The organism is Rheinheimera nanhaiensis E407-8, from assembly GCF_000296695.1.
GTDB classification, from domain to species: Bacteria; Pseudomonadota; Gammaproteobacteria; order Enterobacterales; family Alteromonadaceae; genus Alishewanella; species Alishewanella nanhaiensis.
Genome location: NZ_BAFK01000006.1, coordinates 42,149 through 66,183, shown reverse-complemented (window position 1 = coordinate 66,183; position 24,035 = coordinate 42,149). Strand labels below are relative to the sequence as shown.

26 protein-coding genes are annotated in these 24,035 nt (G+C 53.4%); 24 read left to right on the top strand and 2 right to left on the bottom strand.

The annotated features are described in order from the left end of the window. Positions 1-4 precede the first annotated feature (4 nt). Genes flhA through RNAN_RS06470 form a run of 14 tightly spaced genes read left to right on the top strand, consistent with a single transcriptional unit; the run spans position 5 to position 13,953 of the window. A complete protein-coding gene (flhA, locus tag RNAN_RS06535) occupies positions 5-2,107 on the top strand; it encodes a flagellar biosynthesis protein FlhA (RefSeq protein ID WP_008220038.1) in 2,103 nt (700 codons plus the stop codon). Positions 2,108-2,117: 10 nt separating this feature from the next. Further along, on the top strand, positions 2,118-3,506 hold the full coding sequence (flhF, locus tag RNAN_RS06530) for a flagellar biosynthesis GTPase FlhF (RefSeq protein WP_008220037.1): 1,389 nt from the start codon (positions 2,118-2,120) through the stop codon (positions 3,504-3,506). Next, positions 3,499-4,377 carry a MinD/ParA family protein gene (locus RNAN_RS06525; RefSeq protein ID WP_008220036.1) on the top strand — a complete coding sequence of 293 codons (879 nt, stop codon included), beginning with the start codon at positions 3,499-3,501 and terminating at the stop codon, positions 4,375-4,377. The genes flhF and RNAN_RS06525 overlap by 8 nt, the downstream gene beginning before the upstream one ends. Continuing rightward, positions 4,374-5,093: an RNA polymerase sigma factor FliA gene (locus RNAN_RS06520; RefSeq protein ID WP_008220032.1), complete on the top strand. Its 720-nt coding sequence runs from the start codon at positions 4,374-4,376 to the stop codon at positions 5,091-5,093. The genes RNAN_RS06525 and RNAN_RS06520 overlap by 4 nt, the downstream gene beginning before the upstream one ends. A 52-nt stretch (positions 5,094-5,145) precedes the next feature. Further along, positions 5,146-5,517, top strand: a complete 372-nt coding sequence (cheY, locus tag RNAN_RS06515; RefSeq protein ID WP_206109480.1) for a chemotaxis response regulator CheY — start codon at positions 5,146-5,148, stop codon at positions 5,515-5,517. 25 nt (positions 5,518-5,542) lie between these two features. Further along, a complete protein-coding gene (locus RNAN_RS06510) occupies positions 5,543-6,295 on the top strand; it encodes a protein phosphatase CheZ (protein WP_008220030.1) in 753 nt (250 codons plus the stop codon). 15 nt (positions 6,296-6,310) lie between these two features. Beyond that, entirely contained in the window at positions 6,311-8,503 is a 2,193-nt protein-coding gene (locus RNAN_RS06505) for a chemotaxis protein CheA (protein WP_008220029.1), read from the top strand. A gap of 12 nt (positions 8,504-8,515) precedes the next feature. Next, the gene (locus tag RNAN_RS06500) at positions 8,516-9,673 is read left to right on the top strand and encodes a protein-glutamate methylesterase/protein-glutamine glutaminase (protein WP_008220028.1); all 1,158 of its coding nucleotides are present in this window, start codon (positions 8,516-8,518) and stop codon (positions 9,671-9,673) included. Next, positions 9,666-10,409 carry a flagellar motor protein gene (locus tag RNAN_RS06495; protein WP_008220027.1) on the top strand — a complete coding sequence of 248 codons (744 nt, stop codon included), beginning with the start codon at positions 9,666-9,668 and terminating at the stop codon, positions 10,407-10,409. Before RNAN_RS06500 ends, RNAN_RS06495 begins: the two co-directional genes overlap by 8 nt. A gap of 3 nt (positions 10,410-10,412) precedes the next feature. Next, entirely contained in the window at positions 10,413-11,396 is a 984-nt protein-coding gene (locus RNAN_RS06490; RefSeq protein WP_008220026.1) for a flagellar motor protein MotB, read from the top strand. 1 nt (position 11,397) lies between these two features. Then, on the top strand, positions 11,398-12,174 hold the full coding sequence (locus RNAN_RS06485; protein WP_008220025.1) for a ParA family protein: 777 nt from the start codon (positions 11,398-11,400) through the stop codon (positions 12,172-12,174). Positions 12,175-12,176: 2 nt separating this feature from the next. Next, the gene (locus RNAN_RS06480; RefSeq protein WP_008220024.1) at positions 12,177-12,983 is read left to right on the top strand and encodes a chemotaxis protein CheW; all 807 of its coding nucleotides are present in this window, start codon (positions 12,177-12,179) and stop codon (positions 12,981-12,983) included. 29 nt (positions 12,984-13,012) lie between these two features. Beyond that, positions 13,013-13,507, top strand: a complete 495-nt coding sequence (locus tag RNAN_RS06475) for a chemotaxis protein CheW (RefSeq protein WP_008220022.1) — start codon at positions 13,013-13,015, stop codon at positions 13,505-13,507. An 8-nt stretch (positions 13,508-13,515) separates the two neighbouring features. Beyond that, the gene (locus tag RNAN_RS06470) at positions 13,516-13,953 is read left to right on the top strand and encodes a DUF2802 domain-containing protein (RefSeq protein WP_008220021.1); all 438 of its coding nucleotides are present in this window, start codon (positions 13,516-13,518) and stop codon (positions 13,951-13,953) included. 57 nt (positions 13,954-14,010) lie between these two features. On the opposite strand, the gene RNAN_RS06465 is transcribed toward RNAN_RS06470, so the two are convergent. Both RNAN_RS06465 and RNAN_RS06460 read right to left on the bottom strand, forming a co-directional pair. Then, entirely contained in the window at positions 14,011-14,319 is a 309-nt protein-coding gene (locus tag RNAN_RS06465; RefSeq protein WP_008220020.1) for an EscU/YscU/HrcU family type III secretion system export apparatus switch protein, read from the bottom strand. 10 nt (positions 14,320-14,329) lie between these two features. Next, positions 14,330-16,177: a flagellar hook-length control protein FliK gene (locus RNAN_RS06460; RefSeq protein WP_008220018.1), complete on the bottom strand. Its 1,848-nt coding sequence runs from the start codon at positions 16,175-16,177 to the stop codon at positions 14,330-14,332. 103 nt (positions 16,178-16,280) lie between these two features. On the opposite strand from RNAN_RS06460, the gene ccmA reads away from it, so the two are divergent. The 10 genes from ccmA to RNAN_RS06410 are packed head-to-tail and all read left to right on the top strand — an operon-like array spanning position 16,281 to position 24,032. Next, positions 16,281-16,940: a cytochrome c biogenesis heme-transporting ATPase CcmA gene (gene ccmA, locus RNAN_RS06455; protein ID WP_008220016.1), complete on the top strand. Its 660-nt coding sequence runs from the start codon at positions 16,281-16,283 to the stop codon at positions 16,938-16,940. Beyond that, positions 16,934-17,599: a heme exporter protein CcmB gene (ccmB, locus tag RNAN_RS06450; RefSeq protein ID WP_008220014.1), complete on the top strand. Its 666-nt coding sequence runs from the start codon at positions 16,934-16,936 to the stop codon at positions 17,597-17,599. Before ccmA ends, ccmB begins: the two co-directional genes overlap by 7 nt. Position 17,600: 1 nt before the next feature. Then, positions 17,601-18,338 carry a heme ABC transporter permease gene (locus RNAN_RS06445; RefSeq protein ID WP_008220012.1) on the top strand — a complete coding sequence of 246 codons (738 nt, stop codon included), beginning with the start codon at positions 17,601-17,603 and terminating at the stop codon, positions 18,336-18,338. Then, on the top strand, positions 18,338-18,541 hold the full coding sequence (gene ccmD / locus RNAN_RS06440) for a heme exporter protein CcmD (RefSeq protein ID WP_237739898.1): 204 nt from the start codon (positions 18,338-18,340) through the stop codon (positions 18,539-18,541). Before RNAN_RS06445 ends, ccmD begins: the two co-directional genes overlap by 1 nt. Continuing rightward, positions 18,541-19,062 carry a cytochrome c maturation protein CcmE gene (gene ccmE / locus RNAN_RS06435; protein ID WP_008220004.1) on the top strand — a complete coding sequence of 174 codons (522 nt, stop codon included), beginning with the start codon at positions 18,541-18,543 and terminating at the stop codon, positions 19,060-19,062. The genes ccmD and ccmE overlap by 1 nt, the downstream gene beginning before the upstream one ends. Further along, positions 19,062-21,020 carry a heme lyase CcmF/NrfE family subunit gene (locus tag RNAN_RS06430; RefSeq protein ID WP_008220002.1) on the top strand — a complete coding sequence of 653 codons (1,959 nt, stop codon included), beginning with the start codon at positions 19,062-19,064 and terminating at the stop codon, positions 21,018-21,020. The genes ccmE and RNAN_RS06430 overlap by 1 nt, the downstream gene beginning before the upstream one ends. Beyond that, positions 21,013-21,585: a DsbE family thiol:disulfide interchange protein gene (locus RNAN_RS06425; RefSeq protein ID WP_008220000.1), complete on the top strand. Its 573-nt coding sequence runs from the start codon at positions 21,013-21,015 to the stop codon at positions 21,583-21,585. The genes RNAN_RS06430 and RNAN_RS06425 overlap by 8 nt, the downstream gene beginning before the upstream one ends. Then, complete coding sequence (locus RNAN_RS06420; RefSeq protein WP_008219999.1) at positions 21,582-22,037, top strand: cytochrome c-type biogenesis protein; 456 nt, start codon at positions 21,582-21,584, stop codon at positions 22,035-22,037. The genes RNAN_RS06425 and RNAN_RS06420 overlap by 4 nt, the downstream gene beginning before the upstream one ends. Beyond that, positions 22,034-23,230 carry a c-type cytochrome biogenesis protein CcmI gene (gene ccmI, locus RNAN_RS06415; RefSeq protein WP_008219995.1) on the top strand — a complete coding sequence of 399 codons (1,197 nt, stop codon included), beginning with the start codon at positions 22,034-22,036 and terminating at the stop codon, positions 23,228-23,230. Before RNAN_RS06420 ends, ccmI begins: the two co-directional genes overlap by 4 nt. Before the next feature lies 1 nt (position 23,231). Continuing rightward, positions 23,232-24,032, top strand: coding sequence for an MlaA family lipoprotein (locus tag RNAN_RS06410; RefSeq protein WP_008219992.1), 801 nt, complete (start codon positions 23,232-23,234; stop codon positions 24,030-24,032). The last annotated feature ends 3 nt before the right edge of the window (positions 24,033-24,035 follow it).

Below are 24,035 nucleotides of genomic sequence, written 5' to 3'. Positions count from 1 at the left end.
TGTCATGCAGTTAGCCAGTTACTTTACCAAGTTCGACCGCTCAAAGTTCGCCTTTGCTAAGGGCCTGGGCACACCGTTGTTTATTCTGGCGGCGCTGGCCATGGTGGTGCTGCCACTGCCACCTATGCTGCTCGATATCCTGTTCTCGTTTAATATCGCCCTGGCGCTGGTGGTGTTGCTGGTCACCATTTACACCCTGCGGCCACTGGATTTTGCGATTTTCCCCGCCATTTTGCTGGTGGCCACCATAATGCGGCTGGCGCTGAATGTCGCCAGTACCCGGGTGGTATTACTGGAGGGCCATAACGGCCCCGATGCTGCCGGTAAAGTGATAGAAGCCTTCGGCTCAGTAGTGATCGGCGGCAACTATGCCGTCGGTATCGTCGTGTTCTTAATTCTGATCATTATTAACTTTGTGGTGGTCACCAAAGGTGCCGGCCGTATTGCCGAGGTAACTGCCCGTTTTACCTTAGATGCGATGCCGGGCAAGCAAATGGCAATAGATGCCGATTTAAACTCGGGGTTAATTACGCAGGAAGATGCACGTAAAAGACGCGAAGAAGTGACCAGTGAAGCCGACTTTTATGGCTCGATGGACGGTGCCAGTAAATTTGTTAAAGGTGACGCGATCGCCGGTATTGTCATTTTGGTGATTAACCTGGTCGGTGGCTTGTTTATCGGCATGATGCAGCACGACCTGTCGTTTGGCGAGGCGATGGAAATTTATACCCTGCTGACCATCGGTGATGGCCTGGTTGCACAAATTCCCGGCCTGCTGTTGTCCATTGGTACTGCCATTATCGTTACCCGGCAGAACAAGTCGGAAAACATGGGCGAGCAAATGAGTGCCCAGCTGGGCAATGTGCAGGTGTTGTATGTCGCGACCGGTGTGTTAACCCTGATGGGCATAGTGCCTGGCATGCCGCACTTTGCCTTTTTATCGCTGGCCGCTGTGGTGGGCGCCAGTGCCTACTTTATTCATAAACGGCAAAAAGAAGTGAGCGCTGAGCTACTTAGCCGCAATAATAACCCGGTGGCACCGGTAGAATCCAATGTGGTAAAAGAAATCGGCTGGGACGACGTGCAGGGCGTAGACACTATCGGCCTGGAGGTGGGGTACCGCTTAATTCCGCTGGTTGACAAATCCCAGGGTGGTGAGCTGTTAAGCCGCATTAAAGGGGTGCGCAAAAAACTGTCACAAGAGCTGGGCTTTCTTATTCCCGCCGTGCATATCCGCGACAACCTGGATTTAGAGCCCAACAGCTATCGCATGACATTAATGGGTGTGACCAGCGGCGAGGGCGAGCTGCGCCATGATAACGAGCTGGCCATTAACCCCGGCCAGGTGTTTGGCACAGTAAAAGGCATTGCCACTAAAGATCCGGCTTTTGGCCTGGATGCAGTATGGATAGCCAAAGATCAGCGCGAGCATGCACAAACCCTGGGCTACACCGTGGTGGACGCAGCCACGGTGGTGGCAACCCATTTAAGCCAGATTTTAACTAACCATGCCGCCAGTTTACTCGGCCATGAAGAAGTACAAAACCTGCTGGATATGCTGGCTAAACACTCGCCGAAGTTGGTTGAAGGGCTGGTGCCGGATACGCTGCCGCTGACAGCGGTAGTAAAAGTGCTACAAAACCTGCTCAATGAAGGCGTGCCGATCCGTGATATGCGCACCATAGTGCAAACGCTGGTGGAATACGGTGCCAAGAGTCAGGACGTAGAAGTATTAACTGCGGCTTGTCGTATCGCGCTGCGCCGCTTAATCGTGCAGGAAGTGGGTGGTAGCCGCAAAGAAATTCCGGTGATTACCTTTGCGCCCGAATTAGAGCAGATGCTGCATCAGTCGATGCAGGCCGCCGGTAACGATGGCGCCGGCATAGAGCCTGGCCTTGCCGATCGCATACAGCAATCATTGCAGCAAGCGCATCAGGAGCAGGAGTTAAACGGCGACAGCGCAGTGTTACTGACGTCAGGAATTTTACGCTCGGTAATGGCACGATTCGTGAAATACACCATTCCAGGGCTTCGGGTATTGTCCTATCAGGAAATACCGGACGATAAACAAATTCGCATTGTCAGCGTTATTGGCCAGGCAAGCTAGGAGTTAACAGATGAAAATTAAACGCTTTGTAGCAAAAGATATGCGCACCGCCTTGCAGGAAGTAAAAGACTTTCTCGGGCCGGACGCCATTATTCTGTCCAATAAAAAAGTCGCTGAAGGTGTTGAAATTGTTGCCGCTATTGACCAGGAAGCGCAGGCCAGTGTAAAGGCACCGGTAGCAGCGGCCAAGCCCGCGCAGCCGCGTTTTGTTGCCACTGTAGCTGATGATACCGATATGGCCGAGCCGGCCGGCGCGCCTGCCGACTCGTTAAAAGCGTTGCTGGCACGGCAAATGATTAAACAGCAGGTTAGTCAGGGCGCGGCAGTTAAGCCTGCAGCGGCGCAGCCTGCCCGGGCCGCTGCCTTTGAGCGTCAAACTTCTGGCACTGCATCAGTGCAGGCCATTAACCCGCTGCAACTGACCGAGCTGACCAAACAGCAGGAGCAGCAAGCGAAGCTGGTGCAACAGCAAATGGACGCGATGCGCAATGAAATGCTGTCAATGCGCCAGCTGCTGCAACATCAGGTCTCCGGTTTAATGTGGCAGGATTTGGCACGGCGGGAGCCGGTGCGTGCGCTGGTAATTGAACATCTGCAGCAGCTGGGCTTATCTGAACAAGTGGCTGATCAACTGGCGTGCTTTATGCCTGAAGATCTTAACACTACCGATGCCTGGCAAGCGGCACTGGAGCTGTTAAGCGGCCAGTTAAGTACCACTAACGATGACATTTTGCGCCGTGGTGGCGTAGTGGCGCTGGTTGGCCCGACCGGTGTAGGCAAAACCACCACTGTAGCGAAACTGGCGGCCGAATTTGCCAAGCGGCACGGCGCTGATCAGGTGGCGCTTATCACCACCGACAGTTACCGGATCGGCGCTTTTGAGCAACTGGCCACCTTTGGCCGTATTATCGGCTGTCCGGTAAAGCAGGCGAAAGACAGCGATGAGCTGGCACTGTTAATTAATCAGTTACAACAGCGTAAACTTATTCTTATCGACACCGCCGGCATGAGCCAGCGCGATGTCCGTTTGGCGGAGAAACTTGCCACGCTGGTGCATAATAGTCGTGTCAAAATAAAAAGTTATCTGGTATTGTCTGCCACAGCGCAATCAAGGGTAATGCAGGAAAGCGTCATGCATTTTAAACGCATTCCCCTCTCTGGTTGTATTTTCACCAAACTTGATGAATGCTTAAGTTTGGGTGAAGTGATCAATGTCGCTATAGCCAATGCACTGCCGGTCAGTTACTTGACCAACGGGCAACGTGTACCGGAAGATATAGCGGTTGCCGATGCCCATACCCTGGTGCAGCAGGCAGAGAAATTACGAATCGCACATAGCAGTACGGCACATCAGTGGTACAACGACGGGATGAGCCGCGCGGACGGAACCTATGCATAGTCATGTAAATATTGATGATCAAGCCAGTGGCCTGAGAAAAATGAATAAGCAGATGGTAAAGGTAATATCAGTAACCGGTGGTAAAGGCGGCGTGGGTAAAACCAACGTTACGCTAAATCTTGCCATGTCGCTGGCGCAACTGGGCAAACGGGTACTGGTACTGGATGCCGATCTGGGCCTGGCCAACTGTGATGTAATGCTGGGCCTTAGGGTAGAAAAAAACCTCTCGCACGTGTTAGCCGGTGAAGCTGAGCTGGATGACATCATTATTGACGGCCCCTTTGGTATTAAAATTATCCCGGCCACTTCCGGCTCGCAAAATATGACCGAGCTGGCGCCGGCCGAACATGCCGGCCTTATTCGCGCCTTCAGTGAACTTAAAACACCGGTTGACGTGCTGTTGGTTGATACTGCCGCCGGCATTTCTGATATGGTACTGAGTTTCTCCCGCGCCTCGCAGGATGTGATGGTCGTGGTATGTGATGAACCTTCATCCATAACCGACGCTTATGCCTTGATGAAAATTTTAAGCCGCGATCATGGGGTAGAAAAATTTAAAATTGTCGCCAATATGGTGCGCAGTTTAAAAGAAGGGCAGGAGCTGTTTGCTAAGCTCACCCGGGTCACAGATCGCTTTTTAGACGTGAATCTGGAGCTGGTGGCCACCATTCCCTATGATGAAAATGTGCGTAAAGCCGCGCGTAAACAAAAAGCCTTTGTTGATGCTTTTCCAAAAACGGCAGCCAGTATGGCAATTAAAAGCCTGGCATTAAAAGCCGCCAAATGGCCGTTGCCGGCTACAGCTTCCGGTCATCTGGAATTTTTTCTTGAACAACTGGTTCAACCACAGGCAGACAGGGGGCTGGCGTGAACAGCAAAATTGCAGCCTATGGCGGAGTCGACCATATGCAGCAACTGGTCGAGCGCCACGCACCTTTAGTCAAACGTATTGCTTACCATTTAATGGCGCGTTTACCGGCCAGCGTGCTGGTAGATGATTTAATTCAGTCTGGCATGATTGGCCTGATTGAAGCGGCAAAAAATTTCGATGGCAGCAAAGGTGCCAGTTTTGAAACCTTTGCCGGTATCCGTATTCGGGGCGCTATGCTGGATGAAATGCGCCGCGGCGACTGGACGCCCCGCTCAGTGCATCGCAACGCCCGCCTGATCGCCGAAACCATTGCCGAGCTGGAAGCGTTACACGGCCGTGATGTAAAAGACATTGAAGTTGCTGAAAAACTTGATATATCTTTGGATGAATACCATCATATGTTAAGTGATATCAGCAGTGGTCGTATTATCGGGATTGAAGATCTGGGGGTGTCAGAGGATGTGCTGGTCACCTCAGGCGACTCAGATTGCGACCACTTATATGAAACACAGGCAAATGATAGCTTCCATCAGGATTTAGCAAAAACAATCAGCAGTTTACCTGAGCGTGAAGCATTAGTGCTTTCGCTGTATTATAATGACGAGCTAAACTTAAAAGAGATTGGGGCTGTGCTGAATGTCAGTGAGTCCCGGATCAGTCAAATACATAGTCAGGCATTGGTCAGATTAAAAGCCAGAATGCAGGATTGGTTGTAACCTATTCTGAGATAACAGTAATATCTCGCCGGAGGGGATTTTGGATAAAAACATGAAAATTCTGGTGGTAGACGATTTCTCTACCATGAGACGCATAATAAAAAACCTGTTGCGTGACCTTGGCTTTACTAATGTATCTGAAGCGGACGATGGCAGCACTGCCTTGCCCATGCTGCAAAACGGCGACTTCGACTTTGTGGTAACCGACTGGAATATGCCGGGTATGCAAGGCATCGACTTGCTGCGCGCCATCCGGGCCGACGCTAAGTTAAAACATATCCCGGTGCTGATGGTAACGGCCGAGGCGAAGAAAGAGCAGATCATTGCTGCGGCGCAGGCCGGGGTAAATGGCTATATTGTAAAACCTTTTACCGCAGCCACGCTGCAAGAGAAGTTAGCTAAAGTGTTTGAACGGATAGGCTAACCGTAACTGACAAAGGAGCGTTGCCATGTCCGCAAGTACGGCGCCTATAATTTCACTAGAGCAGGCCAGGGAGCTGGTACAGCTACTGGAAATGGGGGAGCACGACAGCGCTAATCAGCTGGTACAGCAGCTTGCTGTACCAGGTTCATCGGAGCTCTTTGCTGAAGTAGGTAAGTTAACCCGCCAGCTGCATGACTCACTGAAAAACTTCCAGATAGATCCCTCGCTTAACAACCTGTTGGAAGAAGATATCCCTGATGCGAAAAAGCGGCTTAACCATGTTATTGACATGACCGAGCAGGCAGCCAACCGCACCATGGATGCAGTGGAGTCCTGTTTACCTATTGCCGATCAAATTTCACAGCAGCTGGCTAAAATTCAACCCCAGTGGCAAAAGCTGATGCAGCGACAGTTGCAGCTGGGTGAGTTTAAAGCGCTGTGTCATCAGCTGGATGGTTTTTTTCAGCAAGCCAATGGCGACTCTAACACCCTCAATGCGCTGTTAACCGATGTATTGATGGCGCAGGATTATCAGGATCTCACCGGCCAAATTCTGCGTCGGGTCATAGAATTAGTGCGTGAAGTTGAAGAGAGCCTGATTGGTTTGTTAACCGCTTTTGGCCAGTCGAGCATGATGGTGAGCGCTGAGGCTAAACCTGCCAAAGCCAAGCCGAAAGCCCATGAAGCTGAAGGCCCGATTATTGATGCGGCTGAGCGTGACGATGTGGTAAGCGGTCAGGATGATGTTGACGATTTATTGTCCAGTTTAGGTTTTTAACAGAGGTGTCGTTGCATGAGCTTTGATATGGATGAAGATATACTGCAGGACTTCCTGGTTGAAGCCGGCGAAATCCTCGAGTTATTGCAGGAGCAGCTGGTAGAACTGGAGAATAATCCTGACGATGCCAATCTGCTTAATGCAATTTTCCGTGGTTTTCATACGGTAAAAGGCGGAGCCGGCTTTTTGTCACTGACTGAACTGGTAGATGCCTGTCACGGCGCCGAAAACGTGTTTGATATACTGCGCACCGGCAAACGGCGCGTAACGCCTGAGCTGATGGACGTAATTTTGCAATCGCTTGACAGCATCAATGCCATGTTCGTTGAAGTGCAAAACCGTCAGCCGCTGACACCGGCTTCGCAGGCCATTCTGGATGCGCTGCATTATTACAGTGAGCCAGAGTCCAGCTCAGCTGCGCCGGCACCGGCTGTTACTAAAGCAGCCGTCGAACCTGCACCCGCTGCCGTGGCTAAACCTGCTGCAGAGCAAGCCGCTGCAGGCGATATTGATGAGATAACCGAAGAAGAATTTGACCGCCTGATGGATGAGCTGCACGGCAAAAAAGCAGCTCCTGGCCCGGCCCCTGCTGCAGTGGCCGCCCCCGTCAGCGCCACCACTGGTGACAAGAGCGCCGCAGGGGACGACATTACCGACGACGAGTTTGAAGCCATCCTCGATCAACTGCACGGTAAAGGCTCTTTTATTCCAGACTCGGTCGCTAAAGCTGAAGACAAAGCAGCGCCGGCAGAAAAAGCAAGCAGCCCGGCCAGCAGTGGCAAAGCCGATGATGAAATTGACGATGCCGAGTTTGAGGCCTTACTTGATCAGTTACACGGCAAAGGCAAAGCGCCTGTCGCTGTAGCGTCTAATGCTGCAACGCCGCCTAAGCCCGAGCCTGCTGCTGTGCCAAAAGCTGCTGCGGCGGCGCCCACAGCCAGTACTGCACCGGCAGCGCCCGTGGCAGCTGATAAAGCCGCTGCTGCGCAGCAAGCAGCGCAGGCTGAAACGACAGTGCGGGTAGATACCAAGCGGCTGGACCAAATTATGAATATGGTCGGAGAGCTGGTGTTAGTACGTAACCGTCTGGTCAGTTTGTCCGGCACTGTGCAAAACGAAGAGATGAGCAAGGCCATCTCAAACCTGGATGTGGTTACTGCTGATATTCAGGGCGCGGTGATGAAAACCCGCATGCAGCCGATTAAGAAGGTATTTGGCCGCTTCCCCCGTGTGGTACGTGATTTAGCCCGCTCACTGCAAAAAGACATTGAACTGGTGCTGGAAGGCGAAGAAACCGATTTAGACAAAAACCTGGTCGAGGCGCTGGCCGACCCGCTGGTGCACCTGGTACGCAACTCTGTCGACCACGGTATCGAAATGCCGGAAGTGCGGCAAAAAGCCGGTAAAAAGCGCACCGGTACGGTCAAGCTTGCCGCCGCGCAGGCCGGAGATCATATACTGCTGACCATTCACGATGATGGTGCCGGTATGGATCCGGAAAAGCTAAAAGGTATTGCTATTAAGCGGGGCATTTTAGATACCGATGCCGCAGCGCGCATGTCGGACACTGAAGCCTTTAACCTGATTTTTGCGCCAGGTTTTTCCACCAAAGAGCAAATCTCCGATATCTCCGGCCGCGGTGTCGGCATGGATGTGGTAAAAACCAAAATTACCCAGCTTAACGGTACTGTGCATATTCACTCGAAAATGGGTGAGGGCACTTTGCTGGAGATTAAGGTGCCGCTGACGCTGGCGATCCTGCCAACCTTAATGGTGATAGTGGGTAAACAAACCTTTGCGCTGCCGCTGGCGGGTGTCAGTGAAATATTCCATCTGGATCTGAATAAAACCAATGTGGTGGATGGCCAGTTAACGGTCGTGGTGCGCAACAAAGCCATACCGCTATTTTTCCTCGAGCACTGGCTGGTCAAAGGCTCAGATAAAAAACGCCGTCGTGAGCAGGGCCATGTGGTGATTGTGCAGATTGGCACCCAGCAAGTTGGCTTTGTCGTCGACTCGCTGATTGGCCAGGAAGAGGTGGTAATTAAACCGTTGGACGCCCTGCTGCAAGGCACGCCGGGTATGGCGGGCGCCACTATTACCTCCGATGGTGGTATAGCGCTTATTCTGGACGTGCCTAACTTGCTGAAGCATTATGCGAAGAAATCAAAAATTAAGTTTGATCGCTTCAATAAAATGCACGCCTAAAGAGAGAGCATTATGGCGATTAGGGTGTTAGTGGTTGATGATTCGAGTTTTTTTCGCCGCCGGTTAACGGAAATACTGGCCAAAGACGGCGATATCAGCATTATCGACACAGCGGTAAATGGCCGTGAGGCGGTTGATAAAGCGCTGGCGTTAAAACCCGACGTCATCACCATGGACGTAGAGATGCCAGTGTTAGATGGTATCTCTGCGGTGCGCGAGATCATGGCGCAGCAGCGTATTCCTATTCTGATGTTTTCCTCGCTGACGCATGAAGGTGCCAAGGCGACGCTGGACGCCTTGGAAGCCGGCGCGGTCGATTTTCTGCCGAAAAAATTTGAAGACATCGCCCGCGACAAAGACGAAGCCGGCACGCTATTACGCGAACGGGTGCGGGCGGTTGCACGTAAACGGCAACTGGGCCGGCCTACCTTTAGTAGCACCTACAGCAACAGTACCTTACCCCGCACTGACAGCAGCCCGGGCAGCAAAGCTGCCGAGCGCCCGGCGCTTAGTCGCAGCAGCCTGGAGCGGCCACGTCTGACTGAGCGCGTGGCACCGGTCAGCAGTGGGCGCTACACCGCCAGCGGCAAAAGTTACAAACTGGTGGCTATCGGTACCTCAACCGGTGGCCCGGTGGCGCTGCAGCGCATTATTACCAGCTTACCGGCTGATTTTCCGCTGCCGATAGTGCTTATTCAGCACATGCCGGCGGCCTTTACCGGCGCCTTTGCCCAGCGGCTCAATGCGCTGGCCAAAATTGAAGTGCGTGAAGCACAGGATAACGATGTGCTGCGCCCGGGGGTGGCCTATCTGGCGCCTGGTGGCAAACAAATGCTGATTGAAGGCAATGAGCGCGATGCCCGTCTGCGTATTAAAGAAGATGACTCGCCACGCATTACCTTTAAACCCAGCGTCGATATTACCTTTGCTACTGCCGCTAAAGCCTTTGCTGACAAAGTGCTGGCAATAGTGCTCACCGGTATGGGAGCGGATGGCCGTGAAGGTGCACGTTTATTAAAACAGGCCGGTGCAAGAATTTGGGCACAGGATGAAGCCAGTTGTGTGGTGTATGGCATGCCGCAAGCCATAGCGGCCGCCGGCTTAATGGATATGGAAGTGGCGCTGAATGATGTGGCGACCCGGCTGATAACGGAAGTGACCCATGGATAAATTGGCGATAAGTGGCTTTGTGTTGGCGCTGCTGGCAGTTGCAGGTGGCTTTGTCATCGAAGGGGGCAGCTTAAGCACCTTAATCCACTTTCCGGCCTTTTTAATAGTGTTTGGCGGCACCTTAGGGGCGGTGATGCTGCAAACGCCACTGAATCAGTTTGTGCTGGGGCTGAAAATGCTGCCCTGGGTGTTTCGCCCATCGGTTTTACCGCTACACCATACCGCCGAGCGTATAGTGCACTGGGGCAGTGCTGCCCGCGGCAGTGGTTTTCTGGCGCTGGAAAATGATGCACTGGCCGAGCAGGACCCGTTTTTACACCGGGGGCTGAATTTACTGGTCGATGGTATAGAGCCACGGGTGTTGCAAGATACCCTGGATGCAGAGCTGACGCTGGAGCGCGAGCGTCTGCTGCGCGGGGCGCGTATTTTTGATGCGATGGGCGGCTATAGCCCCACCATCGGCATCGTAGGCGCAGTGTTGGGTTTAATACAAGCCATGGCCAATATTTCTGAGCCGCAGCTGTTGGGCATGGGCATTGCTACCGCCTTTGTCGCCACCATTTACGGTGTCGGCTTTGCTAACCTGATTTTTATTCCGGTGGGCAACAAGCTAAAAAGCCTGGTGCAGCAACGAACCTTATACCATGAGCTGATTGTCGAAGGCCTGGTGTCTATTGCTCATGGCGAAAATCCACGCAATATAGAGCGTAAGCTGGCCGCTTACCATCCGGGTTAAACTATGTACCGGCACAAAAAGCAGCATCAACAGATAGAACAAGAGCAGCTGGATCGCTGGCTGGTGTCCTACGCTGATTATATGACCCTGATGTTTGCACTGTTTGTTGTGTTGTACGCCATGTCGATTATCAAAGAAGAAGAATACAGCGTGCTGGCCGACAGCCTGACCAAGCTGTTTGAAAAACCCGCACAGTCAGGTACCGGCGTGCCGGGTAAGTCGGTACTTACGGTGCCGGCGCCACAAAGCGAGTTAGAGCTGCATGGCAGTTCACTGGACAGTGCCAAAGGCCCGACCTTGCTGGCCGACGCCACCCGCTTGTCTGAGGTATCTGAGCGGCAGCTGGGTAGCCCGCTGCAGTCGGTTGAACAACAGCTTACCCGTGCTTTGGCGAATTTACTGGAGCAGGGGCTGGCCAAGCTGCAGCAAGATGATAACTGGCTTAGTATTGAACTGAGCAGCGGTTTGCTGTTTGCCAGTGGCAGTGCCAGTACCACGTCGTCGGCGCAAACACTGCTGGCAGAAATTACCCGCATTATAAATCCGATTAATAACTATATCCGCATTCGTGGTTACACCGATGACCAACCGATAAACAACGAGTTGTTTGCCTCGAACTGGGAGCTGTCGGTAAGCCGTGCCACCTCGGTCTTGCGTTTACTGGAACGGCTGGGCACCGCGCCCGAGCGCATGGCCATTGAAGGTTATGGCCAGTATTATCCGTTTACGTCCAACGACAGTGCTCAGGGCCGGGCGGCTAACCGTAAGGTAGTGATTGCTATTTCGCGTTACGGCTACCTGGCGCCAGATACAGCGTCGGTAAGCCAGGACGATGCCGCCGCCAGTGCTGCCTTGCAACAGCAATTAGAGCAAGTGTCGCAGCAAGATGGTAGTATCCGGGTTATTGCGCTGCCAGGCGGGGGTATTCGTATTACCACCCGTGAAGACAACCCGGACGCTCAGCCAGAAAAACAACAGGAACCCTGACGTGGTTATTTGGACCGTTGCTAATCAAAAAGGTGGAGTAGGTAAAACGACTACCACAGTAACTCTTGGTGGCCTGCTGGCGCAGCGGGGCTATAAAGTGCTGCTGGTAGACACCGATCCGCATGCCTCACTGACCTATTATTTCGGCATAGACGCTGAAGAGCTTGAAGTGAGCGTGTACGATATTTTTATTCGTGGTAAAGATATTCGCAGCGAAGAAATTTTACAGGCGTTGTGTCCAAGCGGTATGGCAAACTTAGATATATTGCCATCCTCGATGTCACTGGCAACCTTAGACCGCACCCTGGGCAATAAAGGTGGTATGGGGCTGATGCTGAAAAAAGCGCTGCAAAAAATCAGCAAAGAATATGACTATGTCCTGATCGACTGCCCGCCGGTAATGGGCGTACTGATGGTCAATGCCATAGCCGCCTGCGACCGTATTCTGATCCCGGTACAAACGGAATTTCTGGCACTAAAAGGCCTGGAGCGCATGATAGCCACCATGGCACTGATGCGAACCTCGCAGCAAAAAGATTATGCCTACACTATTATTCCAACCATGTACGACAAACGCACTAAAGCCTCATTAGAGGCCTACAAAGAATTAAAAGCCAAGTATCAGGACAAGGTGTGGTCGGCCGTGATCCCGGTTGATACCAAGTTTCGTGATGCCAGCCTGGCGCAAACACCACCGAGTGAGTTTGCCAATTCATCGCGCGGGGTCTTTGCTTACAATACCTTGTTAACCTATTTACTGCAGTTGTCGGCGGAGTAGGCATGAGTAATTTAATCGCCAGTCAAAAAGTGATGCAGCATTATTTGTCGGCGTTGTTAACCGAAGAAGATACCCTGGACGCTGCGCCGCTGGCTGACGAGAAAAAGCAGCAACTAAACCAGTTACTGGCACAGGCGGTGGTGGCAGCGCCGCCGGCTGACACTGACGTAACTAAGGTTGTACTGCCGGTGAAACAGGCGGTAACAGATAACACGGCGGCAGCGCTTGACACGCTAAAAGCAAAATTTGCCGCCGCAGAGCAGTCGCAGCAACTACAACAGCGTCAGGTACCGGTCGCCCAGCGGCTGGCTACTGCCGCGCCGGTTACCCCCGTTGCACCAAAGCCCGCAGAAAAAGCGTACCGTCAGGGCCGCTTTCAGGCGTTGTTTTTTGATGTAGCCGGTTTAAAAGTGGCAGTGCCACTGAAAGAGTTAGGCGGTATCCATCAGTTATCCACCATTAACAGTCTGATCGGTAAACCACAGTGGTTTAAAGGCGTTATGCTGTACCGTGAGCAAAAAATTAATGTGGTTGATACCGCGCGCTGGGTTATGCCAGAAAAATATGACCAAACTATGCAGCAAACGCTAAACTATCAATATGTTATTATGCTGGGCAACAGTAATTGGGGTCTGTGCTGCGAAAATCTGGTTAATACCTATATGCTGGAGCAAGATGATGTGAAATGGCGTGAAGCCGAGGGTAAAAGGCCCTGGATGGCTGGCGTAATTAAAAAGCATATGTGTGTGTTGATCGACATAGACGCGATGATCGAATTGTTAAACCGGGGCCAGGATATCAGTGCCTAAACGGTCAGGAATTAAGACAGGAGCTGTGCATGAGTGAATTAACCAAGCAATCGGTAAAAAAAACCGAGGCCACCGATGTAGTGTTACAGTGGGTCACCTTTAAGCTACAGGAAGAAACCTACGGCATTAACGTAATGCAGGTACAGGAAGTGCTGCGCTATACCGAGATTGCGCCGGTGCCGGGCTCACCCGATTATGTGCTGGGCATTATCAACTTACGTGGCAATGTGGTGACCGTTATTGATACCCGCTCCCGTTTCGGGCTGGAGCCGGCCGATGTCACCGACAACAGCCGCATCGTCATCATTGAAGCGGACAAGCAGGTGATCGGTATACTGGTGGATAGCGTGGCCGAAGTGGTTTACCTCAAAGCGTCAGAAATTGACACTGCACCCAATGTTGGTACCGAAGAAAGCGCCCGCTTTATCCAGGGCGTATCAAACCGCGAAGGCGAATTGCTGATCCTTGTCGATTTAAACAAACTGCTCAGCGAAGAAGAGTGGGATGAAATCAGCTCAATTTAAGGCAAGTTATGTGGCTTAGTCTGGCAATCCAAACCGCGCTGCTGCTGTTAATTGCTGTGGCCATTATCTGGTGGCTTAAAGCGCAGCAGCGGCAGTGGCTGCAGCAACAGGCACAACTGGAGCAGCGGCTGGAGTACAGTGCACAACAATTAGCGCAAAGCCAGTTGGAGGTGCAGGAGCTGCGCTCCGGTCTGATTGGCGTCGGGCAGCGGGTACTGCAGCTGGATGCCTCGCTGGGCCAGCTTGGTGACAACCTGAGCCAGAGCCTTAAACAACTGGAAGAAAAACAGCAGGCGATGGAGCTGACTGACCCCGAGTCAAAAATATACAGCCGGGCGATGAAAATGGTGCAGCTGGGCGCTGATCTTGACGAGATCATGCGTGAATGTGAGCTGCCACGGGCTGAAGCGGAACTGCTGTTTAATTTGCATCAGGCTAAAAGCTAACTGTTGCTGCTCAAAACTGCTGATTAGCCAGGCTGTTGCTGATCACGGCAGCTGGTATCAGGTTTTAAAATCGATACGCTGGTGTATATTGTGCCAGTTTTCCGGAAACTTCCCCTGCAACACGTACGAAAACGCAATTAGCTCAGCAATCACCACATAAAGCGCTTGCGGGATCTGCTCGCCCAGTTCCAGTTGGCTGAGTAATTTGTTCAGCTCTTCGTCCTGGTGCACCAAAATGCCATGTTGCTGCGCCAGAGCAATCATCTCTTCTGCCAACTGGCCATGGCCGCGCGCCGTGACGGTGGGCGCCGCTTTGCCCTGATATTGCAGCGCGGTAGCGCTTTTCTCTTTATTGTCGTCGGTCATGTTGTCAGGCTCATACTTTTATTGTCAGTAAACTGTTGGCACGCGGTAGCAGCGACTCGGGAATTTTACCCAGCACACACTCGGCCTGTTTTACTTCCAGCCCCTGCATGGTGCAGCGATCTTTTAAGATAGGTAAAAACTGCTCGGTCAGCGCCAGGGCTTGTGGTTGCTCGGTGTAAAATTGCAGCTGTAATTGCTGCTGTTGCAAGCGGGCAATTACCAGCATCGCGCCCAGTTGCTGCATATCAAAGCGCATGGTCAGCTGCCACAACGTCTGTTTGCTGCCGTCCTGCTTGCAGTCGGCTTCGCGCTGCTCTATCTGGAGCTGGCTAAACACGCTGTGGTTGCCCTGTTGCAGCGGCAGTTGCAGGATCAGCTGCTGCTGCGCCTGAGTGCTGCTATCCAGGGTGGCTAACTGGCTTTGCTGCAGCGTACTGCTGTGGCTGGCCAGTTGACGCAATAAATTACTGGCTTGCTGTGGTTCCAGCGCGCTAACAAGCTGCGACAGGCGCTGATTAGCGGCGGTCTGTGCGGCGGGTACCGGCTTTTGCAGCAGGTGGCCAAGCAATAGCTGAATTGCAACCGCCAGCGTACCGCCGCTGGTTTGCAGACTGGCCTGGCTTTGTAGTGGCTGAAACTGCAGCAGGCTAAGCAGCTGCGGTAGCAGTTGCTGTGCCGGTACAACTTTCGCGCCATCAAGTTGGCTGTGGCGCACTGTCTGTAACAGTTGTTGTACCGGCTCGGGTAGCTCAGGCACACTGGCCAGCGGATCGGCGCTTAGCGGTAATACCGGCAACAAGTGGCGCCAGGCCTGGGTAATAGTACTGCTGGTTAGCTGAGCCGGTGCTACCTCTTTATTGTTGGCTGCGGGGGCAGGCCCAACCAATTGCAGTGGCCGGTTAAACTGGCTGGCATCTACCGTTAAGCCGGTTTTGACACTGGCGGGCTGCAGCACTAACTGCCAGTTTGTGCCCTGCTGCTGCAGTTGCAACTGCTGAGCCGCGCCGGGGGGCAGTTTTAATGTACTAAGCAAGGGCAGTGGGCTTAGCGTGCTTGGCCGCTGTTGGTTAAACAGCTGTACCAACTGCTGTAATAACTGTTGTTGCTGCGGTTTGTCCAGTAAGGTTTGCTGCGCGCCGCTGGCGTTGCCGGGCAGCAGTAAGCGGGCGCTTAACTCGCCGTTGCTGCTGCTCAGTTGCAGCAGCACCGTCAACTGGTTGGAGTGGCTGGGTTGTAACAGGCTGCTCAGCTGCTGCTGCGCTGCTTTGGCGATGGTAAGTGGCGCCATCATGGGTAGCTGAATACTGCCGGCTTTAACCGGAGCCACTGCTGAGGTAGCCGCGGATGATGAGGCAGCAACAAGCAGCCGGGCACTGACCAAGGCTGCACTTTGCTGCGGCGTTTCAGCCTGGTTATTGTCAGTGCTGGGCGTTTGTACCGGCGTGGCGCCGCTGGCGCCTAAGAAAAACTGCAGCAGCAGTTGGCGCACCTGCGCGGTCGGCAATGCCAGTGTCTGCGTAACCGGGCTGTTTTGCAGGTTAAGCTGGATCTGGTTATCGGCGCTTAAGGCAAATTGCACCTGTACCGGCACCTGCAGCCCAGTTGCACTGGCGTGCTGTCGTGGTTGGCCCGGCACCGCACCGGGCTGTAACAGCCCCTGTAAGCGGGCGGCTTCCGCAGCGCTGAGAGTCAGTTGCAGCGGCATCTGGCCTGCGCCCAGTTGTAACCGGGCGCCGCCATCGGGCAGCTGCTGCAGCTGCGCCTGATACACCTGCGCCAGCACCAGCTTTACGGCGCCACTGTCGGCTTTACCACCGGCAGACAGCCTGAGCAGTTTGTCCAGATTGATCTGGTTCATAGTTTTACCCGTTTTCGCCTGGTCTGACGCCCTGTTACATTCGTATTATGCCGGCATTATGGTAATATGCGCGCAATTTTTACCGTCGTCGATAGCTCGTGCAGTGAATATACCACAACCATTTTCCGTATCGTCCGGCCAGATCCTGCTTGAAGCGAAAGGCTTAAGCTGTATCCGCCAGGACCGAGTGTTGTTTGAGCAGCTAAGCCTTACGGTGCATGGCGGTGAGCTGTTGCAAATTGCCGGTAAAAACGGTGCCGGTAAAAGCTCGTTACTGCGCTTATTAGCTGGCCTGGCACATCCCGACGAGGGCGACATTTATTACCGTCAGCAACCATTGGCCCAACAAGCTGCCGACTACGCCGCCGACTTATGTTATATCGGCCACCAAAGCGGTATTCATGAACAATTAACCGCGCTGGAGAACCTGCGTTTCTGGCGCGCCGCTGTACAGGCGCCGGCGGGTGACGATTATGCTTTGCTTGGCCGGCTGGGGCTGGCCGGGCTGGAAGATATCCCTTGTCGTATGTTGTCGGCGGGTCAGCAGCGGCGGGTGTCACTGGCGCGTTTATGGTTTAGCCAAGGCCAGCTTTGGATTTTAGATGAACCTTTTACCGCACTGGATCAAACTGCTATCGCCTTATTGCAGCAACATTTTTTGCAGCATTTGCAGCGCGGAGGCAGTATTGTGCTGACCACACATCAGAGCCTGAGTCTGCAGTATGCTCAGCTGTGTAAACTGGAGCTGGCTTACCGATGGTAAAACTGGGTGTGTTTATTCAGCGCGAGCTGCGCTTGCTGGCCAGACAAAAGGCCGACTGGTTAAATCCGGTACTGTTTTTCATTATCGTGCTGTGTTTATTTCCGTTGGGTGTGGGGCCAGAGCCAAACTTGCTACGGCTAATGGCGCCGGGTATCGTTTGGATAGCGGCACTGTTAAGTGTCTTGCTCGCTGCTGAGCGGCTGTTTAAAGATGATTACCGCAACGGCGTAATTGAACAGCTGGTGGCCGCGCGCCAGCCACTGCTGAGCTTTGTGCTGGCGAAGCTGGTCACTAACTGGCTTAGCACTGGCTTACCGCTGGTGCTGTTATCGCCGCTGGTGGCGTTGCTGTTAAATTTAGAAACGCCAGCCTTTGTCGCACTGCTGCTTACCCTGTTGTTGGGCACGCCGCTGTTAAGCCTGCTTAGCGTGCTGGGCGCAGCGCTGACGGTGTCGGCCGATAAAGGCGGTATTTTGCTGGCACTGCTGATTTTGCCGCTGTATATTCCGCTGCTGATTTTTGCCAGCGCAGCAATGGAAGCGGCCACGATGGCGCTGCCTTATCACGGTCAGCTGGCCATTATGCTGGCCATGTTGTTATTTGCATTGGCACTGGTGCCGCTGGCGGTGCTCAGTGCCCTTAAATTAAATGTGAGCTGATATGTTTAAATGGTTACATCCTTTAGCGAAGCCTGAAACCGTTTATCACCTGTGTGGCCGCCTGTACCCCTGGTTAATGCTGCTGGCTGTTACGCTGTTGCTGCTTGGCAATATCTGGGGCCTGGCCTTTACCCCGCCCGATTATCAGCAGGGCGACAGCTACCGCATTATTCATATTCATGTGCCATCGGCCATTATGTCGATGGGCACCTATTCCGCTATGGCCATCGCGGCGTTTATTGCCCTGGTGTGGCAGGTAAAAGTGGCGCAGTGGTCGGTACTGGCCATAGCACCCATAGGTGCGGTATATACCGCTATTGCGCTGATCACCGGTATGGCCTGGGGCAAGCCGATGTGGGGCACCTGGTGGGTATGGGACGCGCGCTTAACGTCAGAGCTTATCCTGTTATTTTTATATTTAGGTGTTATTGCCCTCAGTGGCGCTTTTTCCGACCGGCAAACCGGAGCTAAAGCGTCATCACTGCTGGCGGTAGTGGGGGTGATTAACCTGCCGATTATTCATTTTTCGGTCGAGTGGTGGAACACTTTGCATCAGGGCGCGTCTATAACCAAGTTTGCCAAACCGTCGATAGATCCCAGCATGTTATGGCCGCTGCTGATCAGCATACTGGCGTTCAAGGTGTTAATGTTGGCACTGTTATGCCTGCGCCTGCGTACTGCCATATTGCAGCATGAGCAGCACAGGCCCTGGGTTAAAGCACTGGCCGGAGCAGTATAATGATGCATTTTCAATCTTTCAGCGAGTTTTTGGCCATGGGCGGCTATGGTTTTTTTGTCTGGTTGTCCTTTGGCGCTACCTATACGCTGTTACTGGCACTGGTGGTGTACAGCCATTTTCAGCAGCGCCAGTGTTTAAAGCAGCTGGCAGACAAGCTGGCCCGCGAGCAACGTATTAAGCAGTATCAGGAGTCCTCATCATAATGCAAACCCGACGTCAGAAACGCCTGTGGGCGGTGCTATTGGTCATCGGCCTGCTGGCGGGTGCAGTAGGCGCCATGCTGTATGCGTTGCAGCAAAATATCGACTTGTTTTATACCCCCTCGCAGCTGGTAGAAGGGCTGGGTAAAGATAAGGTAAAACCGGTAGTGGGCCAGCGTCTGCGCATTGGGGGCATGGTGGTGGAAGGCTCGGTAAAACGTGATCCAGAGTCGCTGAAAGTCAGCTTCGACTTAGTAGACACCGGCCCCATCGTCACCGTGACTTATGAAGGCATACTGCCGGATTTGTTCCGCGAAGGGCAGGGCATAGTGGCGCAGGGGGTTTTAGTGGATGCAACCACGATCGCCGCCACTGAAGTACTGGCCAAGCACGATGAAGAGTACATGCCACCGGAAGTGGCAGAGGCGTTAAAAGGCATCCGCCATGTGCCACCGTCAAAACAAAACCTGCCGGCTGCTTCAGACCGCGAAGCGAATAGCAGCAGTTCAGAAGGGCGCTACTGATGATTGCTGAAGCCGGTCAGCTGGCGCTGACATTTGCTTTTGCGCTGGCGTTGTTGCTGGCGCTGGTGCCTTTGTACGGCAGTTTTGTCGCCAATCAGCGTATGCTGCTGCTGGCTAAACCGCTGGCATTTGGCCAGTTTATCTTTTGTTTGCTGGCGATGGCAGCGCTGATTTACGCCTTTCGCACCAACGATTTTACCGTCATTAACGTGGCGCAAAACTCCAGCTCTACCTTGCCCTGGTATTATCAAATTACGGCCAGCTTTGGCTCGCATGAAGGCTCTATGCTGCTGTGGGTGCTGATGCTGGCCGGCTGGACGGCACTGGTGGCGCAATACTCCAAAGCCTTACCGCTGCTGCTGCAGGGCCGTATTCTGGGTATTTTGGGCATTATTTGCGTTGGCTTTGTCGCCTTTTCGCTGTTTATGTCTAATCCCTTTGAGCGCAGCCTGCCGTTTTTCCCGGTTGAAGGGCGCGACTTAAACCCCTTGCTGCAAGACTTTGGCATGATTATGCACCCGCCCACGCTGTATATGGGCTATGTGGGTTTTGCCGTGGCCTTTGCCTTTGCACTGGCGGCGCTGATCAGCGGCCGCTTTGACAGTGTCTGGGCGCGCTGGGTCAGGCCCTGGGCGCTGTCAGCCTGGTTGTTTTTAACCCTGGGTATCATGCTTGGCAGCTGGTGGGCTTATAAAGAATTAGGCTGGGGTGGCTGGTGGTTCTGGGACCCGGTTGAAAACGCTTCTTTTATGCCCTGGCTGGCCGGTACCGCGCTGATTCACAGCCTGGCGGTGACGGAAAAACGCGGCACCTTTAAAAGCTGGACAGTACTTCTGGCGCTGGCGGCGTTTGCACTGAGTTTAGTCGGTGCCTTTTTAGTGCGCTCCGGCGTGCTGGTGTCGGTACACTCTTTTGCAACCGATCCGGGCCGCGGTATGTATTTGCTGGTGTTTTTACTGCTGGTGGTAGGCGGCTCCTTGCTGTTGTACGGCAGCCGGATGAACTCAGTGCGCTCGCAGGCACGTTATCAGCTGTTCTCGCGTGAAATGATGCTGTGGGGCAACAATGTATTTTTGCTGACGGCCTGTTTAATCGTATTTTTAGGCACCTTGTTTCCGTTGTTCCACAAAGAGCTGGGCCTGGGTTCTATCTCGATTGGCGAGCCGTTTTTTAACCAGATGTTTTACTACCTGACCATACCGTTTGCGCTGATGCTGGGCTTAGGCCCCTGGGTGCGCTGGAAGCAGCAACAGCTGGTGCCGCTGATTAAGCCATTTGGTCTGGTGTTAATTGCGACACTGATGCTGGCGCTGGGTACCCTGGCGCTGATGCAAAGCGTGCAAGCCAATTTAGCCCTGCTGGGCTTGTTGCTGGGTGCCTGGGTGGGCGTATCGGCCCTTGCTGAAGTCATGCTGCGCTTAAAGCAGTTTGGCTCGGTAACGGCCGGTGTTAGTAAACTTAACGCCAGCCATTATGGTATGACACTGGCGCATATTGGCTTTGCTGTGCTGGTGATAGGCGTTGCCATGACCAAAACCTACACCGTCGAGCGTGATGTGCGGATGCAGGAGGGCGATACGGTAACGGTGTCAGGCTATGATTTCACCCTGCAGGAAGTGTATGCACTGAATGGCCCCAACTATGGCGGCGAGGCAGCAGAGCTGGATGTACACAAAAATGGCCGCTTTGTTACCCATTTACACGCCGAAAAGCGTTTCTATCGTATTCAAAGCACTATTATGACCGAAGCGGCTATTCATGCCCGTTTAAGCCGTGATCTTTTTGTCTCGCTGGGCGAGGCATTACCGGGCAATGCCTGGGCGCTGCGTATTCATGTAAAACCCTTTGTACGCTGGATTTGGCTCGGTGGCCTGTTAATGTCACTGGGCGCGCTGGTGGCATTATGTGATAAAAAGTACCGCCGTAAACTGACCGGTAACGGAGAAGCCCATGCGTAAGGTGTTATTTTATGCGCCGTTGGCCGCTTTTTTAGCGCTGGCGCTGTTTTTACTCAGCGGCTTGTTTTCCGACCCGCGTGAGCGCGCCTCCGCTATTGTCGATAAACCGCTGCCAGAATTTGCGCTGGCCGACTTAATGCAGCCAGACAAAATCTGGACCGCTGAAGCCTTAAAAGGCGAAACCTATTTATTGAACGTTTGGGGCGTCTGGTGCCCCACCTGTAATGCTGAGCTGGGCTATTTAACTGAGCTGCGCGAACAGGGCGTGAAAATTGTTGGTCTGTATTACGAGCTGCCACGCGATCCGGCGTTTGATGCGCCTTTTGATTTGAGCGTGTTGCAGCGCGACGTCAGCGAAAAGCTAACGCAAAACGGTAACCCTTATCAGTTTAATATCCTCGATTTAGATCGCAGCCTGTCGCTGGATTTAGGCGTCAGCGGGGCACCGGAAACCTTTATTATTGATGCCAGCGGCATAGTGCGGGCCCATCACATTGGTGATATTAACCCGCAGGTGTGGCGCGCTAAGCTGGCACCTTTATACCAGCAGTGGAGCCAGCCATGAGACTTGTCCTTGTTGCGCTGTTTGCCAGTTTTAGCCTGCTGGCGCAGGATATACGCCCCTTTGACAACGAGCAGCAGCGGCAATTATTTAACCAGCTAACCGCTGAGCTGCGCTGCCCACAGTGTCAAAACCAGAATATCGCCGACTCTAATGCCATAGTCGCCGTAGATATGCGTGAGAAAACGTACCAATTGGTGCGCGAAGGCAAAGACCGCGCTCAGGTATTGGACTATATGATTGGCCGCTATGGCGACTTTGTGCACTATCAGCCGCCGGTTAACCGTTTCACGCTGTGGTTGTGGCTGGCGCCACTGTTAATGCTGGTGCTGTTGTTGGCGGTAGGAGCTTATCGCCGTGCCAGCAAAAACAACGACGACGAACTGGCAGCCAATACACCGTCAGCCTCAGAGTTAGATACCTTGATTGATCGTTACCGGAGTAAAAAACCATGATGGCGCCGTTGTTGTTCACTGCATTGGCTATGTTGTTTGTCACGGCGCTGTGTTTATTCTGGCCAAGGCGTGCTTACCAGCAGTACACCCAAACGCCGGCGCAATTATTTGAAGAGCGCCTGCAACTGCTGGCGCTGGCGCGCGATAGCGGCGAGCTTGCCGAGCAGGATTTTGATGCCGCAGCACAAGAGCTGAAAACCCAGTTTTTATCGCAGCAGCAACAGGCCCAGCTGAGCCAACCAGGCAGCGGCTGGCGTTTACCCCTGGTATTACTGCTGTTGGTAACGTTGTTAGTTGGCGGTATCTATGCCGTTACCGGTCATTACCGGCAACTGGACGACTGGCAGCAGGCGCAGCAGCAGTTACAGCAGTTTGGCGAGCGCGCCTTACTGGGGCAGGGCGAGCCCCTGTCCGAGCAGGAAATGGAGCTGTTTGCGCTTGGGCTGCGTACCCGATTGGCCAATGAAGGCGATGACGCTGTCGCCTGGATGCTGCTGGGCCGTATTCGTTTGTCGCAAGGCGCGGCCGAGCAAGCGGTGGCGGCCTTTGAGCGCGCGCTGAAACTGTCACCCGAGCGGGTGCCGCTGTTGCTGAGTTATGCCCAGGCACTGATTTTACTGGGTGATGATAATAGCCTGGCCCGCGCTGGTCGCGCCGTAGCTAAGGTATTAACGCGCGAGGCCAGCAATACTGATGCGCTGTCTTTAATGGCACTGATTGCCTACGAGAAAGGCGATATGGCTGAGGCGACCAGTGCCTGGCAGTTGTTGTTAGAACAGCTACCGAAAGAGGACCCACGTTACGCGGCGGTGCAACAGCGGTTAACCGAGCTTGGCGTTGATATTAAAGTGCCGGGAAGGCAGATCACGGTAAACCTGTTTGTCGACCCCAGATTAAAACAGGCCAACCCGGACGCCAGCCTGTTTTTATTTGCCCGTGCCGCAGAAGGCCCGGGCCTGCCGCTGGCAGTGCAACGTGTTCCGCTACCAGAAGGGCAGCTGCAGTTAGTATTAACCGAACAAATGGCGATGCAGAGCGAGTGGACCCTGGCCAGTGCCGACAAAGTGCAGGTGGTGGCGCGGTTGTCACAAAGCGGCACCGTTGAGCTGCGCCCCGGTGATATTCAGGCAGAATCCGGTGTGCTGGACCTGACTGCTAACACCCTGACTATTTCTTTAACTCTGGAGCCCTGATATGGCTGACTCTGCATTGTTTCGTTGTCTGCTGCTAAGCGCCGCCTTGTTGCTGTCAGCCTGCGCCTCACAGCAGGCAGTGGATAACCAAGCAAAAAACCAGACACAGGGCCAAACCGGCGCTGTGTACACCGATAGCCGCGATCCGCTGGAAACCATTAACCGGCCTTTGTGGGACTTTAACTACGATATTCTGGATAAATACCTGCTACGCCCGGCCACCGTGGGTTATATGACCGTAGTGCCTAAACCGGCCCGCAAAGGTTTGGTGAATGTCGCCAATAACCTCAACGAACCGGCCAGCTTTGTCAACGGCGCTTTGCAAGCCAAGCCAGACCGGGCTGCCATTAGCGCCGGCCGTTTTCTGGTTAACAGCACGCTAGGGCTATTTGGCTTGTTTGATGTGGCAACAGCGATAGGCCTGCAAGAACAAAACGAAGACTTTAACCAGACGATGGCAGTATGGGGCGTCGGCGATGGTGCTTACCTGATGTTACCGGCGCTTGGGCCTACTACAGTGCGTGGTACAGCGGGGGGCGTGGTCGATAACCTGTATTTTCCGCTTGGCCTGCTAAATACACCGTTGTCGATTACCCGCGCTATGATAGGGGCGCTGGATAGCCGCGAACAGTTAATGTCAATGGAAAACCTGCTGGAAGAGTCGCTAGACCCTTATGCCTTTATCAAAGAGTCTTATTTTCAGCGACAGGACTTCAGAATATACGATGGCAACCCACCCCAACCAGAAGAGCCAGAGGTGGATGAAAGCGTATTTGACGATCTGCTGGACGATCTGGAATAACGC

Bases quoted from the DNA above. Each gene is read 5' to 3' on its own strand.
- flhA (WP_008220038.1), top strand. From the start codon at position 5: ATGCAGTTAGCCAGTTACTTTACCAAGTTCGACCGCTCAAAGTTCGCC.
- flhF (WP_008220037.1), top strand. From the start codon at position 2,118: ATGAAAATTAAACGCTTTGTAGCAAAAGATATGCGCACCGCCTTGCAG.
- RNAN_RS06525 (WP_008220036.1), top strand. From the start codon at position 3,499: ATGCATAGTCATGTAAATATTGATGATCAAGCCAGTGGCCTGAGAAAA.
- cheY (WP_206109480.1), top strand. From the start codon at position 5,146: ATGAAAATTCTGGTGGTAGACGATTTCTCTACCATGAGACGCATAATA.
- RNAN_RS06510 (WP_008220030.1), top strand. From the start codon at position 5,543: ATGTCCGCAAGTACGGCGCCTATAATTTCACTAGAGCAGGCCAGGGAG.
- RNAN_RS06505 (WP_008220029.1), top strand. From the start codon at position 6,311: ATGAGCTTTGATATGGATGAAGATATACTGCAGGACTTCCTGGTTGAA.
- RNAN_RS06500 (WP_008220028.1), top strand. From the start codon at position 8,516: ATGGCGATTAGGGTGTTAGTGGTTGATGATTCGAGTTTTTTTCGCCGC.
- RNAN_RS06495 (WP_008220027.1), top strand. From the start codon at position 9,666: ATGGATAAATTGGCGATAAGTGGCTTTGTGTTGGCGCTGCTGGCAGTT.
- RNAN_RS06490 (WP_008220026.1), top strand. From the start codon at position 10,413: ATGTACCGGCACAAAAAGCAGCATCAACAGATAGAACAAGAGCAGCTG.
- RNAN_RS06480 (WP_008220024.1), top strand. From the start codon at position 12,177: ATGAGTAATTTAATCGCCAGTCAAAAAGTGATGCAGCATTATTTGTCG.
- RNAN_RS06475 (WP_008220022.1), top strand. From the start codon at position 13,013: ATGAGTGAATTAACCAAGCAATCGGTAAAAAAAACCGAGGCCACCGAT.
- RNAN_RS06470 (WP_008220021.1), top strand. From the start codon at position 13,516: ATGTGGCTTAGTCTGGCAATCCAAACCGCGCTGCTGCTGTTAATTGCT.
- RNAN_RS06465 (WP_008220020.1), bottom strand. From the start codon at position 14,319: ATGACCGACGACAATAAAGAGAAAAGCGCTACCGCGCTGCAATATCAG.
- RNAN_RS06460 (WP_008220018.1), bottom strand. From the start codon at position 16,177: ATGAACCAGATCAATCTGGACAAACTGCTCAGGCTGTCTGCCGGTGGT.
- ccmB (WP_008220014.1), top strand. From the start codon at position 16,934: ATGGTAAAACTGGGTGTGTTTATTCAGCGCGAGCTGCGCTTGCTGGCC.
- RNAN_RS06445 (WP_008220012.1), top strand. From the start codon at position 17,601: ATGTTTAAATGGTTACATCCTTTAGCGAAGCCTGAAACCGTTTATCAC.
- ccmD (WP_237739898.1), top strand. From the start codon at position 18,338: ATGATGCATTTTCAATCTTTCAGCGAGTTTTTGGCCATGGGCGGCTAT.
- ccmE (WP_008220004.1), top strand. From the start codon at position 18,541: ATGCAAACCCGACGTCAGAAACGCCTGTGGGCGGTGCTATTGGTCATC.
- RNAN_RS06430 (WP_008220002.1), top strand. From the start codon at position 19,062: ATGATTGCTGAAGCCGGTCAGCTGGCGCTGACATTTGCTTTTGCGCTG.
- RNAN_RS06425 (WP_008220000.1), top strand. From the start codon at position 21,013: ATGCGTAAGGTGTTATTTTATGCGCCGTTGGCCGCTTTTTTAGCGCTG.
- RNAN_RS06420 (WP_008219999.1), top strand. From the start codon at position 21,582: ATGAGACTTGTCCTTGTTGCGCTGTTTGCCAGTTTTAGCCTGCTGGCG.
- ccmI (WP_008219995.1), top strand. From the start codon at position 22,034: ATGATGGCGCCGTTGTTGTTCACTGCATTGGCTATGTTGTTTGTCACG.
- RNAN_RS06410 (WP_008219992.1), top strand. From the start codon at position 23,232: ATGGCTGACTCTGCATTGTTTCGTTGTCTGCTGCTAAGCGCCGCCTTG.